Source organism: Pleomorphovibrio marinus (assembly GCF_003347495.1).
Lineage (GTDB): Bacteria > Bacteroidota > Bacteroidia > Cytophagales > Cyclobacteriaceae > Pleomorphovibrio > Pleomorphovibrio marinus.
In genome coordinates this window covers 160,003-176,201 of sequence record NZ_QCXY01000008.1, presented here as the reverse complement: position 1 = coordinate 176,201, position 16,199 = coordinate 160,003, and the positions used below count along the sequence as shown (strand labels likewise).

Annotated in this window: 13 protein-coding genes; 5 read left to right on the top strand and 8 right to left on the bottom strand. The window is 42.5% G+C overall.

Features of this window, described 5'->3' with window-relative positions; genetic code table 11:
• Positions 1-10: 10 nt before the first annotated feature.
• The 3 genes from DB520_RS18700 to DB520_RS18690 all read left to right on the top strand — a co-directional run bounded on the left by DB520_RS18700 (position 11) and on the right by DB520_RS18690 (position 3,271).
• Positions 11-1,021, top strand: a complete 1,011-nt coding sequence (locus DB520_RS18700; RefSeq protein ID WP_114751381.1) for a nucleoside hydrolase — start codon at positions 11-13, stop codon at positions 1,019-1,021.
• A 249-nt stretch (positions 1,022-1,270) separates the two neighbouring features.
• Complete coding sequence (locus tag DB520_RS18695) at positions 1,271-1,834, top strand: Pycsar system effector family protein (protein WP_114751301.1); 564 nt, start codon at positions 1,271-1,273, stop codon at positions 1,832-1,834.
• A 168-nt stretch (positions 1,835-2,002) separates the two neighbouring features.
• On the top strand, positions 2,003-3,271 hold the full coding sequence (locus DB520_RS18690) for a M14 family metallopeptidase (protein WP_114751300.1): 1,269 nt from the start codon (positions 2,003-2,005) through the stop codon (positions 3,269-3,271).
• A 213-nt stretch (positions 3,272-3,484) separates the two neighbouring features.
• Here the strand turns inward: DB520_RS18690 and DB520_RS18685 are convergent, their stop codons facing one another.
• The 8 genes from DB520_RS18685 to DB520_RS18650 form a co-directional block, all read right to left on the bottom strand.
• Entirely contained in the window at positions 3,485-6,634 is a 3,150-nt protein-coding gene (locus tag DB520_RS18685; protein ID WP_114751299.1) for a PAS domain-containing protein, read from the bottom strand.
• Between the two features lie 165 nt (positions 6,635-6,799).
• A complete protein-coding gene (murQ, locus tag DB520_RS18680) occupies positions 6,800-7,609 on the bottom strand; it encodes an N-acetylmuramic acid 6-phosphate etherase (RefSeq protein WP_114751298.1) in 810 nt (269 codons plus the stop codon).
• Positions 7,606-8,448, bottom strand: a complete 843-nt coding sequence (locus tag DB520_RS18675; RefSeq protein ID WP_114751297.1) for an N-acetylglucosamine kinase — start codon at positions 8,446-8,448, stop codon at positions 7,606-7,608. Before DB520_RS18675 ends, murQ begins: the two co-directional genes overlap by 4 nt.
• Before the next feature lies 1 nt (position 8,449).
• Positions 8,450-8,677, bottom strand: a complete 228-nt coding sequence (locus DB520_RS18670; protein WP_114751296.1) for a cytochrome b5 domain-containing protein — start codon at positions 8,675-8,677, stop codon at positions 8,450-8,452.
• 63 nt (positions 8,678-8,740) lie between these two features.
• Positions 8,741-9,892, bottom strand: a complete 1,152-nt coding sequence (locus tag DB520_RS18665; RefSeq protein WP_114751295.1) for a formimidoylglutamase — start codon at positions 9,890-9,892, stop codon at positions 8,741-8,743.
• Between the two features lie 80 nt (positions 9,893-9,972).
• The gene (gene nqrF / locus DB520_RS18660) at positions 9,973-11,274 is read right to left on the bottom strand and encodes an NADH:ubiquinone reductase (Na(+)-transporting) subunit F (RefSeq protein ID WP_114751294.1); all 1,302 of its coding nucleotides are present in this window, start codon (positions 11,272-11,274) and stop codon (positions 9,973-9,975) included.
• A gap of 122 nt (positions 11,275-11,396) precedes the next feature.
• A complete protein-coding gene (gene accD / locus DB520_RS18655) occupies positions 11,397-12,239 on the bottom strand; it encodes an acetyl-CoA carboxylase, carboxyltransferase subunit beta (RefSeq protein WP_114751293.1) in 843 nt (280 codons plus the stop codon).
• 82 nt (positions 12,240-12,321) lie between these two features.
• Positions 12,322-13,386 (bottom strand): mechanosensitive ion channel family protein, encoded by a 1,065-nt coding sequence (locus tag DB520_RS18650; RefSeq protein WP_114751292.1) that lies wholly within the window; start codon positions 13,384-13,386, stop codon positions 12,322-12,324.
• A 130-nt stretch (positions 13,387-13,516) separates the two neighbouring features.
• Here DB520_RS18650 and DB520_RS18645 point away from each other — a divergent pair, with 130 nt between their 5' ends.
• Positions 13,517-15,154: a carbon starvation CstA family protein gene (locus DB520_RS18645; RefSeq protein ID WP_114751291.1), complete on the top strand. Its 1,638-nt coding sequence runs from the start codon at positions 13,517-13,519 to the stop codon at positions 15,152-15,154.
• A gap of 10 nt (positions 15,155-15,164) precedes the next feature.
• Positions 15,165-16,016, top strand: coding sequence for a glycosyltransferase family 47 protein (locus DB520_RS18640; protein WP_114751290.1), 852 nt, complete (start codon positions 15,165-15,167; stop codon positions 16,014-16,016).
• Positions 16,017-16,199: the final 183 nt, after the last annotated feature.

Genomic DNA, 16,199 nt, shown 5'->3' with positions numbered 1-16,199 from the left:
TTTATTCTCTATGACTCGCTTTAAATTGTCTCGACCGCTTTGGGGTATTTCAATAGGCATGTTGTTGTTTCTATCCTCGGCACCCGAAATAGCCATCGCCCAAAACTATCAGAAACTCCCCAACGACCAATTAGTGCAAAGGCTGAAGCCTGCTGAAGGCCGAATAAATGTGGTAGTGGATACCGACACCTATAATGAAATCGATGACCAGTTTGCTGTAGTATATGCGCTGCTTTCGCCAGAGGTAATGGATGTAAAGGCCATCTATGCTGCACCCTATCTGAACAAAAGATCTGAAAGTCCTCAGGACGGCATGCAGAAGAGTTACGAGGAAATCCATAGGTTGTTGGAGAAACTGGACTGGCCCAATAGGGATTTTGTTTACAAGGGGTCTACTGGTTTTTTGAAAAACTACGAGGAGCCTCTCCAAAGTGATGCTGCCAAGGATCTAATAGAAAGAGCGAAGGCCAGTGAAGGCCCGCTTTATGTGCTCACACTTGGAGCTCCTACCAACGTGGCTTCCGCCATCCTTATGGAACCTAGCATCACCGAAAAGATCATTGTGGTTTGGCTAGGAGGAAAAGGGTTAAATTGGCCAATGGCGACTGAGTTTAACCTCATGCAAGACCCGCTATCTTCGAAGGTGCTCTTTGATTCAGGAGTTCCCCTTATCCAAATACCCACAGAACCAGTGTCCTCCCATTTACAAACTTCCATACCGGAGATAGAGTATTATTTATCGGGAAAAGGTGCCATAGGTGATTATTTGGTCGAAATATTTAAAGAATATAACCCAGGGAATACCTTTGGATGGTCCAAGGTGATTTGGGACATATCGGCAATAGCCTATGTGGTTAACCCGGGATGGTTCCGTACAGAGATGCGCAGTGCCCCGATTTTGACGGATCAATTGACCTATAGTATGGATCATTCCCGCCACCTTTATAGGGTAGCCCTCCATTTAAACAGGGATCGCATTTTTGCAGATCTGTTTAAGAAAATCCAAGATCATGTGGAATAATTGAACCGCTAAATATCCTTCTCTATGAAATTGGGCATGACGTAGTCAACATTTAGAGGTATAATTATCCTTGCTATATTTCCCCGAATCGAGTTCCCCGAAACATGTTCGGGGCAGGCTGGGGCAGCCTATATGTCCTATAAAAAGCAAATTATAATCATATGAAATCGAGCATGAGGAGAACCTCACACGTAGGGATGATTATCAAAGCGAGATTCCATGTGGCCATTGAAAAGAAAATATAAACACATGAAACTAAACTTCAATTCCTTGATTTCCTTTCAAGGTTCCGGGGAGGATAATTTGAAATTCAAGGAGGAGTTCCTAAAGCTACAAGTGACCTATTTCAGTGCACATCTTCGCCATGCAGACGCCAAAGCAGCAGGTATCATCGCATTTACAGCGGCAATAACCAAAATCATAGCAGACAGGATAACCTGGGCCAATGGCATGGAAAATGCCTTACAAGTTACCCTAAGCTACGTGCTGCTTGCTCTTGCCTTTATCACCATTATGTTTTCTATTTTTGCAGTTTTTCCGAGATTTACAAAAAGCAAGTTAATCAACCCTAATAACAGCTTTTCCTGGTCCACTATCTCAAGCATCAAACCGACAACAAGGAATACTTGGAAACATTATGATACAATCACGAAAAAGGATAATCTCAAACTGTTGGAGGATATTTCTGAATCCACTGCCTATCTTGCACAGGTGATTCGAAAAAAATACCGTTGGATAAGATTGGCCATATTTACACTTATCTTGGATCTTTTACTCATAACCCTGCTATGGTCTTTGGACGTGTTTGTCTAGCCATTTTCGGTAGCGCCGACTGCCCCTATCATTGACCTGACGTATAATTATTACAGTTTTAACCACTAATACCTTTATCATGAAATCGAGCATGAGGAGAACCTCACACAGAGGGATGATTATCAAAGCGAGATTCCATCTGTCTGCTGAAAAACAAATTATAAACAGATGAAAATACGATTTACTTATCATGCCCATTTATTCCTGTATTTTATGGCCGCCATTAGCTGCAAGAGCAGCACAGGAGTATGGCAAGGGCAAGGGGCTATTCAGGAGGTAACCACGACCAACAAACCCATCCAATTACAATATAAAGGCACCCAAGACATCGGAAAGGGCATCTTCGCCTCCAACGATTATGAAGGAGCAAGGATGAATGGGATATCCCTGAGCAGGGACACCCTGATCACCGTTTTGATTACCCCGGAAAACACCACCATTAACCCTAGCCCTTGGTATGCTTTTAAAGTATGGGCAGATGAAAAAAAAGGGGTAACGATGAGGCTAACCTATCCAGAAGGAACTTATCACAGGTATTTCCCTAAAGTCAGTAGAAATGGAGAGGTCTATCAAAACTTGGATTCCACTGCTTATCGAGCTGATACTCAATTAACCAGCAACGGTACGTATAGAGCCACCACGGTGGATTTATCTCTAGAAATAGGGCCGGACACTTTGTGGATTGCATCCCAGGAGTTGGTAGGTACCAAACATGTGGAGGATTGGAAAGACACCTTGCTTTCGCATTCCTATATTCAAAAAATAAAAACCGGGGAGAGCCATGAGGGTAGGGAATTGGAGGTGCTCAAAATCGGGCAAGGTGAGGAAAAACAGATGCTGATGGTAATGGCACTTCAACATCCCCCGGAAATCCCTGGTTACCTAGCCATGAAAGCCTTCATATCCACCATTTGTGAAGACTCTTCCCTCGCTGCTGAATTTAGAAAGAAATATGTCACCTACTTGTTGCCTATGGCCAACCCTGATGGGGTCGTACATGGCCACTGGAGGCATAACAGGGGAGGCGTAGATATCAACCGGGACTGGAAGGCATTTGAACAACCTGAAACCAGGGCTATACGGGACTTCATGGAAAAGGCAGTCCAGGAAAGCGAAGGTAAATTCATATTTGCACTGGACTTTCACTCTACCTGGGAAGACATCTATTACACCATCAATGAAGAACTGGAAGGTAATTTCCCCGGCCTAGTTCCCCAAATGATTCGGGAGAGTGCTACCCTTTTAAAGGACTATACCCCCAACATCCGGGCGAGCCCCGGTATGGAATCCGGTGTAACCTCCAATTCCTATTTCTTCTTTTCTCAAGGAGCCGAGGCTCTCACCTACGAAGTGGGTGACAATACTCCCAGGGAATTTGTCAAAGAAAAAGGGAGAGCCACAGCACTAAAGCTGATGGAAATTTTGGTAAACCAATAAGTTTACTCAGTAATCCTTCCCTAGTCCCTAAATTCCACTATCTCCCGCAAATGTAAATTATAAGGGTGAAAGAACAGGTGGTACCAGAACTTCAACCAGAAGATGGCGTCCTGGATCCCCTATTTCCGAAAACCCCGAGGCCAACTTGGGGGCATTTCCCCGTGGCCAAGTTTATATATACGAAAGTTCTGAGATAATCATGGATTTCCATGCTTATGGTTTGCAAATGGTAAAATAAAAAGTACTACCCTCTCCTTCCTGGGAAGTCAGCCATATCCTTCCTCCCATATTATTAATGATTTTTTTTATAATTGCCAGGCCTATTCCAGTTCCGTCATAGGAATTTGCTGGATGGAGACGTTGAAAAATGACAAAGATTTTATCGTGGTATTCCTGAGCTATCCCGATTCCATTATCCTTCACCCAGAATTCCCAATGGCTCTCCGACTCCGAACCTCCTATTTCAATAATTAGAGGCTCATCCTTTTTGGAATATTTAAAGGCGTTACTAATCAGGTTTTGGAAAATCTGTTGAACGGGCACTTTATAGGAATGTATATAAGGAAGGTGGCCAATTTGGATGGTAGCAGTATTTGTGGCTATGCTATTTCTAAAAAGTGCCAGCACATCTTCCAAAACCTCTTTTACGTTCATAGTTTCCAGTGATCCACTGATCCTACCTACCCTTGAATAGTTCAAAAGATCATTGATAATCCGGCGCATCCTCTTGGCTCCGTCCGAAGCGTAGAAAATATATTGTCTCGCTTTATCATCAAGATGCTCCTTGTATTTTTTATCTAAAAGACCCATAAAGCTGTCCACCATTCTAAGGGGCTCTTGCAGGTCATGAGAAGCCACATAGGCAAACTGCTCAAGTTCCTCATTAGAAATTGCCAATTCCTTTATGTTTTTTTGAAGCTCCCTGTTAAGGTTTCGAAGGGATTGCTCATAGGCTTTCCTCTGAGAGATATCAGACATTGCTCCCAAAGCCCGAACCACCTTCCCATCAGAATCCTTAATGAATATTGCCTTATCCGAGACATGGGCATAGCTGCCATCTGATTTTAGAAACCTGTATTCTTTAGACCAAATATTAGTAGAATTTCCCCCATTCATGTTTTCATGAATTTCAGTTAATAGAGTCTCTCTATCCTCAGGGTGTATTAGACTGACCAAAAACTCAAAAGTAGGTTTAACTATATTTGAGTCATACCCAAACAATGTCTGAAATCCAGGCCCCCAAAACAATTTGTCTTCCAGAACCTCATAATCCCATATGGCATCATTCGTAGCCCTACTCGCAATTTCAAACCTCTCATTACTCCTCTCCAAGGCATCTAGGTAATCAAATTTCGAGAAAAGCAAAGAAAGCAAAATCTCCGCACGATCAATGGCATAGGTTTCATGTTGGTCAGGTTCCCTTTCTTCCTCATAATAGGAGGAAAAAGTAGCGGTAACTTTTCCGATAGAGTTAAAAATTGGCTGCGACCAACAGGCCTTGAACCCAAATTTATCAGGTAAATGCCGTATTGCTGCCCACCTTTCATCCTCATATACATTCTTTACGATCACTCGCTCCTTTAAAAAGGCTGCTGTTCCACAGGTTCCTCTGTTTGGGCCTATTGGTATTTGCTGGAGTGAAGCCAAAAACTCCTCGGACAAGCGAGGCCCTACAAGCCCGTGAAGTTTCTCATTCTTGACAACGGCAACAAAAGATTTCATTTTCGGGAAAATGGTCTCCAGGGAATGAAGATAGGCATTAAGTATATCCACTAACTTCATGTCCTTATCCAGCACTAGAGCAAGCATTTCCTTTTCTAAGGACTCTATTTTCCCTTTGTAGTAGTCATCTGTGATATCCCGAGAATTAGCTACAAACCCTTTTACAGAAGGGTCATGTGTCAGATTGGTTAAATTGGTTTCCATCCAACGCCATTTTCCCCTAGAATCTTTAAACCTGAAAGGATCCAATCGTATACGATGGCTATCCTTAAGAGCCAAAAAGGACGCCTTTACCCTGTCCAAATCCCCTTCAAAAATATAATCAAATGCGGATTTTCCCAGAAACTCTTGGGGCTTAATATTCAGAATTGCTGCTGAAGACGCACTGACATATTGATAAACACCAGCTACATCCAAAATGGCTATCATATCGGAGCCATCTTGAATCAGTGCCTTGAACCTCCGCTCACTTTGTCTCAATTCACTCTCCAGTCCCTTAAGGCTAGACACATCCAGTCCAGACCCAATAAGGCAAGTCTTCCCCTTGTATTCAATTTTTGCTGCTCTAAAAAAATGCGGGGTACTTTTCCCTGATTTACTTTGAAAGTTAGCCTCCAAGGTGGCCTCACCAGTAGAAAAGCCCCTAGCTATGGCATTATTGACTCTTCTTCTATCCTCTCCAACAAAAAAATCCTCTGGTTTAAGGGTCAATATTTCTTCTGCTTGATATTCTGAATAAGCTAGCAGAGAATCATTATACAAAAGGATGTTCCCTTCTTCATCAAACAGGAAAAAGGCTGCTGGAAGGTGTTTTAGCAGTTGTTTCACCAAAAAACTCTCTTGCTCTAAGTCTTCCCTTATCTGCCTTTCTTTAGTCACATCCACCATAAGGCCTGTCAATTTGTAAGGCTTATTGTCCTTAGCGTGTACTTTCACCCTGTCATTTAGCCAAATGTAGTTGCCCTGCTTGGTTTTCATCCGGTAATCAAAATTATGATCCCTAAGGTCCTGGGTTTCGGAATGGCAGTAGGAGACCACCTGATTCACCTCCTCAGGGTGGATATGGCCCTGCCAAAAACCCGGAGAGGACAACCATTCATCGGCGGTGTACCCCAGGATTTTTTCCACTTGTGGACTGATATAAGTAAACGCAAAGGTGGAGGCATCTGCCTCCCAAAAAATGCCATCAGAATGCTCGATCAAACACTCGAACTTACTTTGGAATTTATGAAGTCGGTCTTGAAGCAAGGGAAAGGAAAAAATATCATGAACGGAACCTTTGATTTTTATAATATTGTCCTCATCGTATAAAATATATGCATAGATTACCACATGCAGTGCCTCTCCACCTTTCTTAATCAATAAAGTTTGTATGTTAAGCTGCCTTTTTTCTTCAAGAGAAGAAATTAATTGAATTAGGAGGGCTTTCCTGAAGTTGGGATGAATACAATTTAGAGCATCCTTAAATTTCGATCCTATTTGGGCCGTCTCATAACCCAATAAGTCCAACAAACCCTGAGACAAAAAAACCCTTCTGGAAGGAAAGTCAATTTCCCAAATCACTCCATTTTCAGATTCCTCAAATTGATCTGCTACCGCTAAATCTAGCGTTTTGTCTATACGATGAAAATAACTACCCATACCTTTTGAAAAATCGATACAGAAAAAATCAATTCCCTGTAATCATGGTTTTAACTACTCTGTAAAAACGATTAAAAGTAAAATAAAAATTGGAGTAAAGAAAGTAAATACCCTTTATTTACCTACCCTCCTAAAAAATGCAGGTCAAAGTAATCAGGTTACACTTCAAGAACTTTTATGGTAGGCCTCTACTGCGGCTCTTACCGAACCATACTGCATCAAAAGCTCATTTGCTCTTTCAGCAGGTAATCCTGTTACATCCATAATCATTTTGGTCCCCCTGTCCACCAGCTTTTTATTGGATAGCTGCATATCCACCATTTTATTCCCCTTTACCTTACCCAACTTAATCATCACACTAGTGGAAATCATGTTTAATACCAATTTCTGGGCGGTGCCGGATTTCATCCTGGTGCTGCCCGTCACAAACTCCGGCCCTACCACCACCTCTACCGGAAACTCCGCCGCTTTACCCAAGGGACTCCCCTCATTACAGGTAACACATCCAGTAAGTAAGCCCTTTTCCCTTGCTTTTTTCACTCCACCAATCACATAGGGGGTGGTGCCGGAAGCGGCAATACCTATCACAGTATCTTTAGGGTTAAAACCAAAGGATTGAATATCTGGCCAGGCCTGATCGGTGTCATCTTCGGCATTTTCTACAGCTTTCCGTATGGCCTGATCCCCTCCGGCAATAATACCTATTACCCTATCGTGGGGAACTCCATAGGTAGGAGGACATTCGGAGGCATCCAAAATCCCCAACCTCCCACTTGTACCCGCCCCAATATAGAACAATCTTCCACCTTCAGCCATTCTTGGAACTATATGCTCAATCAAGGTCTCAATTTGGGGAAGGGATTTTTTCACGGCCAATGGAACGGTCTGGTCCTCCTTGTTCATATTGTTCAATAAGTCCTTGACGGACATATTTTCAAGATTGTCGTAACTGGATGTGCTTTCAGTGGTGCTCATATCTTTTCTTGATGGTAAAGGGTTAGCCCTGCTATTGGTGTTTCCAAAATGACCTTAATGTGTACATCGTAGTCCTGACCTACCTTTCTAAGTACATCTCCGTTATAGTAGGCAATAGATCCCACGAAATTCACCGGTTTTTTTTGGTAGTTTTCATAGCGCATTACATGCCTCCTGAAAAAATCGAGGAAGCCATTATAGAATAAACCAAAACAGTAAGGATCACTTTTATGGTCGGCAATGAATTTGCAGAAGCCAGCCATATACCTATTTGGAAAAGGTCGTTGATAAACATTCTCCTGGATGTCAAAAATGGAAAGTTTCAATTCGTCCTCCACCATTTCACGGATATGGGTAGGCATGTCATCGTAAATAAAATCCTGTAGGAAATGCTTGCCAATGTAACATCCTCCGCCTTCATCCCCAAGCAGATATCCCGGAGAAGGACGACTGCTAAGGATAGTGACACCGTCATAATCACCGCTGTTGGATCCCGTTCCGAGTATACAGGCAATACCAGGTTGGTGACCACAGGTAGCTCTTGCTGAAGCCATTAGGTCATGATCCACTGTTACCTGTGCTTCAGAAAAAACGGCATTTATGGTCCGCTGCACAGTTACCTTGTTTTTATCCGAGGTGCAGCCAGCCCCATAAAAATATACTTCCCTGACCATGCCACGTAACTTCAATATTTCCGGTACTTGAAGCCCTTGAAGCATATCCTCGGCATTTTGGTAATACGGATTGAAACCTACGGTACGGAATTGATCCACCTCCCCACTGTCATGGAGTACACGCCAATCGGTCTTGCTAGATCCACTATCTGCTATCAATATCATTTCAAGTAAGGTAACCTATGGGGTCAAATTTATCAAAAACATGCTCCGTATGTGGGGCATCCTTAAATTCCTCCGTCAAATCCTGTCCTGCCCAATGTTCGTAATGTCTGCCGTTCTTCCAAAGTCTGGAATTACCTAGGTCGTATAACTTACCTTTAAAGGCCACATAGATTTCAGGCTTATCTTGCCCATTGTATTTTGCCAATTGGGACTTACTGAGTTGGATCATAAGGACGTTTGTTACAAATATAAAAAATTTAAAAAAGTTATCGCCGTTTTATTAAAAAAACCGTCAATACAATTTCAACTGGGCATTGACCCATCGCTCTGGAATTTCTCCTTTCTGGGCTGTCAGATAGTCTTGGTAACTGCAGGGAATAATTGTGTCCCTGCCTATTCGCTCTTTTTGATCCTTGGGGATTTCCATCCACCACTTCCCGCTAAGCTTGCTTTTGTAAAAGTGAATGGTGGATGGTTTTCCATCCAAGGACACCGTGTATTTGGTGTAGTCGTTACTTTTAAAGGACAAGCTATCCTTCCTGTGGTAAAAGCCTTCGACAAAATACCATATCATAGTGGCTATCACTCCGGCAGTCTGGTGTCTTTTGTCATCATAAGAGTGGTGATAACCGTAAAATCCCGCAGAACTCAGCTTTTCATTCATCCCGGCAAACCAACAAATTTGACAGGCTTCTTCCGCGGTTAACCCAAAGGGTTGTGCATCGATTGCCCCAGGTACATCTGTAGACTTAATGGAGCAGACATCAAAACTCATCAAGTCCGCATTTCGGATCAAGGGCTCTATTTCTTTGAAGTTGTCTCTAAGGCTACCTAACCGTACATGATCAAAATATAGCTTTTCAAGTGTGTTGACCAAATCATTGTCCGTCAAAAAACTTTGGTACCCTAAGTGGCAATAATTAAAGAGGAAATTTGGCTTATGAAGAATGATATCCTGGGAATGTATCTGGTCGGCATTTCCCTCCTCTTCCATGTCCATTTTGGCATCTATGGTCAGAAGGCTAACCATCTTTTTCATTTTCTCATAAGAAAGGTATTGGCCAAAATCCAAATCATGGGAGCCCCCAAAAAAAACAGGGAGAATCTGCATTTTGATCAACAACTCGCCTATAGAACGAATCAGTTGCTGGGTTTCTTTTAGGGTTTCCCCACTTTTAAGGTTTCCCAAATCCACAATTTTGTATTGACCTTGTCCTTTCTTTAAGGAATACAGTTTTTCCCTTATGGCATGGGCAGACGTAGACCCATTGTCCACTCCCGAAGTCCCACGATATTCCTCCAGCCCAATAAAAGCAATTTGCATCCCCTGGAAATCCGGAAATGTTTCCCCAAAATGATGCAAATGATTAAAGTAAGACTGATGCGGAAATTTTCTTTGGTAAAGGCTTTCCGGGATGGGGTCAAAAAACAGTTGTAAATCCATAAGGCTTTTGGATGTGAAACTTTTTCAAGGTGCAATATCCATTAAAAAAAGTCCCACATAAATGCGGGACTTTCAATTCGTTATCCTCCAAAGTCGTCAAACCTTACATTTTCATTGGGAACTCCCATATCATCCAGAAGCTTGAGCACTGCTGAATTCATTAAGGGCGGTCCGCATAGGTAGTATTCAATTTCGTCTGGCTCATCCACATGCTTTAAGTAGTTGTCGTAAAGTACCTGGTGAATAAAGCCAACAAAACCGTCTCCTTCATCATCAAGGGACTTTTTGATCTTCCAGTTATCCTCTGGAAGCGGTTCTGACAAACCAATATGGAACTTGAAATTGGGAAAGTCCTTTTCTATGTCACGAAAATGGTCTGTATAAAACAATTCTTTCTTGGACCTACCCCCGTACCAGTAAGAAACTTTTCTATCTGTTTTCTCCGTATGAAACAAATGGAACAAATGAGATCTCAAGGGAGCCATTCCCGCACCTCCACCGATGTAGATCATTTCTCTTTGTGTAGGGTTAATGTGGAATTCCCCATAAGGTCCAGAGATAGTAACCTTATCTCCTGGTTTCCTGGAGAATACATAGGAGGAACAAACCCCTGGGTTTACGTCCATCCACTTATTGTTTGCCCTGTCCCAAGGTGGAGTGGCAATCCGTATTGTAAGCATAATAATATTACCCTCTGCTGGATGATTGGCCATGGAATAAGCCCGGAATAACTCCTCGTCATTCTTCATCACCAAATCCCAAAGTCCAAATTTATCCCAGTCGCTTCTGTACACATCCTGAGGGTGTCCGAGTTCAGGATGCGGCGTGATATCCATATCACTAAAGTTCACAGTGACGGTAGGCACATCAATTTGAATATACCCTCCCGGCTCGAAATCCAAAGTCTCTCCTTCAGGGAGTTTTACCTTGAATTCTTTGATAAACGTGGAAACATTGTAATTCGAAACAACTTCGCATTCCCATTTTTTGATCCCGAAAATTTCTTCAGGAATACGGATACGCATGTCGTTTTTCACTTTTACTTGGCAGGATAGCCTTACTTTGTTTTGCTGCTCTGCACGGCTAAGATGTCCTACTTCTGTCGGCAATACTTCCCCTCCTCCTTCGTCAATGGTACACTTGCACATGGCACATGTCCCGCCTCCACCGCAGGCAGAAGGCAAAAATATCTTTTTGTTGCTTAGGGTAGAGAGAAGTGTGGAGCCAGCAGAGGCCACAATGGGGTTTTTCTCATCCCCATTTACCACAATCGTCACATCCCCAGAAGGGACAAGCTTGGATTGTGCAAAAAGAAGAATAAAAACGAGTAGCAAAATAATTATTGTAAATGCTACTATTGAGGTTATGATTACTGAAGTCATGTAACTATAGTTTTCTTTCCAGTATGTAAATCCGGTTAATCGATGGCAAATATATTACTTATTCCCCGAAACCGTAGGATATTTTTTAATTAAACTTACTTTTCACTATTAACAATAACCCGTTAGTTCTTCAATAAGTTTAGTAAAGTCCCCAATCTGTTTTTCAATTGCCTTCTATCGATAATGAAATCCAAAAAACCATGTTCCAATACAAATTCGGAGCTTTGGAAACCCTTTGGCAGATCCTTGCCTATGGTTTCCCGGATGACTCGGGGCCCTGCAAAACCAATCAAGGCTCCAGGTTCTGCTATGTTGAAATCGCCCAACATTGCATAGGAGGCTGTCACTCCCCCTGTGGTGGGGTCGGTCAAAAGGGAAATATATGGGATTTTTGCCTCATCCAACAAGGCCAGCTTAGCGGAAGTCTTGGCCATTTGCATGAGGCTAAATCCGGCTTCCATCATTCTGGCACCCCCAGATTTTGAAATCATCAAAAACGGGATTTTATGCTCAAGGGCATGATCTATGGCCCTGCTGATTTTCTCCCCTACCACAGAACCCATTGAACCACCTATAAAGCTAAAGTCCATGCAGGTGATGATAACTTCCATGCCATTTAACTTACCAATGCCGGTTCTGGCCGCATCCTTAAGGTTGCTTTTGGATATTGTTTCCTGAATCCTCTGTGTATAGGGTTTGCTGTCCACAAATCTCAAGGGATCCCCTGATATCATATCTGTATCCAATTCCGTAAATTTATTGTCGTCAAAAAGAATCTCGAAGTATTCTTTTGACCCAATCTTTACATGATACTCGTCGTCCGGGCAGACGTAGGAGTTGTTTTTGAGTTCCCGAGTATGGATAATGTTACCCTTAGGAGTTTTGTACCAAAGCCCGTCTGGAGTGTCCTTTTTCTCCTCCGTTGAGGTTTTTATTCCTGCATCTTTTCTCTTGAACCAAGCCATATAAGTTAGATTAAGTCCCAAAGAAAGTATTTGGGATTACAAATTTATGGGTATTATCCATTAAATAAAACCAAAACCCACTTTAAGGTTGGGCAAACCCTTGTTGCCCTTCGGTATCCCTTTCCATAATCACCCTGGTTTTGGGTAAGGATTCAGGATAGTTTTTCTGGATGAATTCCAGCATTTTCTCCCGGATAAAACATCTCAAATCAAATGCTGTGGGACTATCCCTTGCACTCATGAGGCACCTAAGCTCCACTACCCTTTCCCTGACATCGGTAACTTGCAGTACCTGCACCTTCTTGTCCCAAAGCGGGGTACTGTCCAGTAATTCTTTCAACTTATCCTTTAAGACTTGCACTGGGATACTGTGGTCCACATACAGAAACACTGTCCCCCAGATATCAGCAGTGGTTCGGGTCCAGTTTTGAAAGGGCTTTTCGATAAAATAGTATATGGGCAAAACCAGCCTTCTTTGGTCCCAAATCCTCACAACTACATACGTAAGATTAATCTCCTCAATCTTCCCCCATTCCCCCTCAACTACCACTACATCATCTATACGTATAGGTTGGGTAAAGGCAATTTGAAAGCCCGCCAAGAGATTGCCTATTGATTTTTGGGCTGCAAAACCAATAATAATACCGAAAACCCCAGCGGATGTGAGTAGACCTGCACCTATGTTTCTGGCGGACTCAAAATTCATTAAAATACTCGCAGTGGAGATTACCAAAACAACGATAATGAATAGTTTACGGATAAAGGCAATTTGAGTGATCATCCTTCTCTCCTTAAGGTTATCATCCTTCTCAAAGGCAAATTTATCCAGTAAATAATACCGGAACACGTTGGATAATTCGATGATAATCCAAGATAGGTTGACAATGAACAATACCGAAAACAAAGTGTGGCTTCGCAAATAGTCCATGTCCTCGGGAGAGAAATAGGGTTCGGCAATGGGGAAAATCACGAAAAAAAGCCCCCATTTTAAACTGGTCCCAAACCTGGAAAGTGCCCTGTCCCCTTTGGCTCCTGCAGGTTTGTATAATAGGTAGGCAAGCCTTCTAAAGAAGAAATAAAGTAAAAGATGACCGAGAATTATGGAAATGAGAATAATAGCAAAAAAAACGACCCTATCATTTAGCATAGTTTTGAAATTTTGTTGGTGGTACGTATAAAATTTAACTCGATAAGCGGTTGTAGTAAATAAATGGTTAAATTTGAGTTTATCCTCATAGTTGGGTTGATGGCTTAATATAAAACATTACAGAAATAACATGCAATTAATTTACCTGTTTCTTTTGTCTGGGATCATTTTATGGGGTGCCTATTTCACCTATGGGAGATTTGTGTTTAAAAAGTTCAAAATCACCAATAAAAACATCACCCCAAGCCACCGACTCAAGGATGGGGTAGATTATGTACCCAGTAAACCCATCGTTGTGCTAGGCCACCATTTTGCATCCATTGCTGGTGCAGGGCCCATTGTAGGCCCTATTATTGCCATTACCTTCGGATGGATACCCGCAGTGATTTGGATACTTATAGGTGGGATTTTCTTTGGAGCAGTCCACGACCTGGGAAGCATGGTGGCATCTCTCCGAAACGACGGAAAATCCATTGGGGTAATCATTCAAAACAACATCGGCAAAAAAGGGAAACAACTTTTTATCCTGTTCAGTTTTTCCACGCTCATTCTCATCATAGCTGTATTTGCAGACATCATCGCAAAGACCTTTATCAACAATGCAGGGGTAGCCTCTGCATCCATTCTCTTTATATTACTTGCTATTACCTTCGGGGTTGTGACCAAGTTCACGGCAAACAAGAAATCCGCCTTTTTAATTGCCACCATAATAGGTGTAGGAATCATGTACTATTTTGTATATCTAGGAATGCAAATCCCCTTTGTCTTGGATTATCAAACCTGGATCTATATTTTACTCGCCTATGCTTTTGTGGCTTCGGTTACCCCAGTGGCCATGCTGCTACAACCTAGGGACTACTTGAACAGCTTTTTGTTATATGGTTTGATTTTGGCCGCTGTAGTGGGAGTAATAGTAGCCAACCCTACCATTGTCATGGACACCGAGGTGCAGGTTTCCAGCGATACTTTGGGTTATATTTTCCCAGTACTTTTTGTGACCATTGCTTGTGGAGCTATTAGTGGATTCCATTCTTTGGTCGCCTCCGGTACGACCTCCAAACAAATCGACAAAGAGGAGGACGCAAAGGTGATCGGGTTTGGCGGCATGCTAATAGAATCTTTTTTAGCTATAATTTCAGTTGGGGCAGTAATTGTCCTTACCCGGTCGGATTATGTGTCCAGGCTTGCGGAACAGGGACCTGTACCCCTATTTGCAGATGGGTTGGGAAATATTATTTCGGCAATGGGGATTTCAGAGCCTTTCGCCGTTGGGTTTGTGGCGCTGACGGTATCAGCTTTTGCCCTTACCACACTTGATACCTGCACCAGGCTGGCCAGGTTCACACTTCAGGAATATTTTGAGGATGTGAAGCAACCTATCGGACAGCGCCTTTCCCAAAACCGTTACCTATCCACCGGAGTTGTGGTCATTCTTTCGGTGCTGTTGCTAAAGAGTGGTGGGTTTGCCACCCTTTGGCCTATTTTCGGGTCAGCCAACCAACTTCTAGCGGCCTTGGCCTTACTCACGGTTTCGGTTTGGTTGATCAAAAAGAAGGTAAACCCCACCTTCGTTACCATTCCTATGTTCTTTATGTTTTCCGTCACGCTAAGTTCCTTGGGGTTATTTGCCTGGCAAAATTTCAAGCAAGAATCCTATGTGCTTTCCATCATTGCTGCCATTTTATTTGTGCTTTCATTTGCTTTGATTTTTCTGGCCAAAAAGAGTCTTTCCAAGGAAATTAAGCCTAAGGAGATGGTGAGGAGCTGATACACTATATATGTTGAAGATTTTTCACCACCCAATAGCTGAAGGGTATCGGCTTTTCGATTTCATCCTTCAGTCCCCGTCTTACCGGTTTTCAAGTATAGAGGAATGCAACCTCATTCTTCACTCCAAAATTATTTGGGGAGAAGAAAAAAAAGCCATAAACAAGACATTAAGTAACCTAGCCAAAAGCTATACTACCGCCAAGCCAATCCTGCTTTTTATAGTGGCAGACTATGAAGGTAAGCTAAAAGTGCCAGCAAGGTTCATCCTTATGCGCACCAGCCTAAATAGGTCCACTCAACACCCAAAGGAAATACCCTTCCCTTATATTTGGGACAATTACAAGCACCCCTTTGAGCCAGTAGAAAAACGGGGACTACCTGCTGTTGGCTTTTGCGGTCTTGCCAGCAAACCCCGGAGAAGAATTATCAAATACTTTCAAGAATCTGAGGCTGTACAGGCTGATTTCATTTGCAGAGAAAAATTTTGGGGCGGCAAACCACATGATGAGAATTTCATACGGGAATTCGATGAAAATGTGGCGAGGAATATGTATATATTGGCTCCCAGGGGGAAGGGAAACTTTTCCATGCGGTTTTACCAGTCCCTCTCGGCCGGGAGGATCCCGGTCTTGACAGATACGGACACGGTGCTACCATTTGCGGAGAAAATCCCCTGGAAAGAAATAATAATTTTTGAAAAAAATGAAAAACGATGTCTGGAAAGTGTTCTGGAGACTTTTCATAGTGGCAGGCACATTGCCCTACAGAGGGAATGCCGGGAAATTTATGATCGCTATTTTTCGGAGTTGAATTATTTTTATGAATTAGGTAAGGTATTGAATGAGGGCTGTTTTCTTTAGGAAAAACCCCCATCCAAGTTACCATTCAAATTTACAGAAATGACGCCCTTCTGCTTATGGATATCCTTAAAATTACCTATTCCTAACCCTACTTTGGCTAACCCGCAGCATCCCAGGGTAAAATACGTGGTTTGTCCATCATGTATAACCTAGGCTCACGATGCTAAGCTCTAATTCAACATA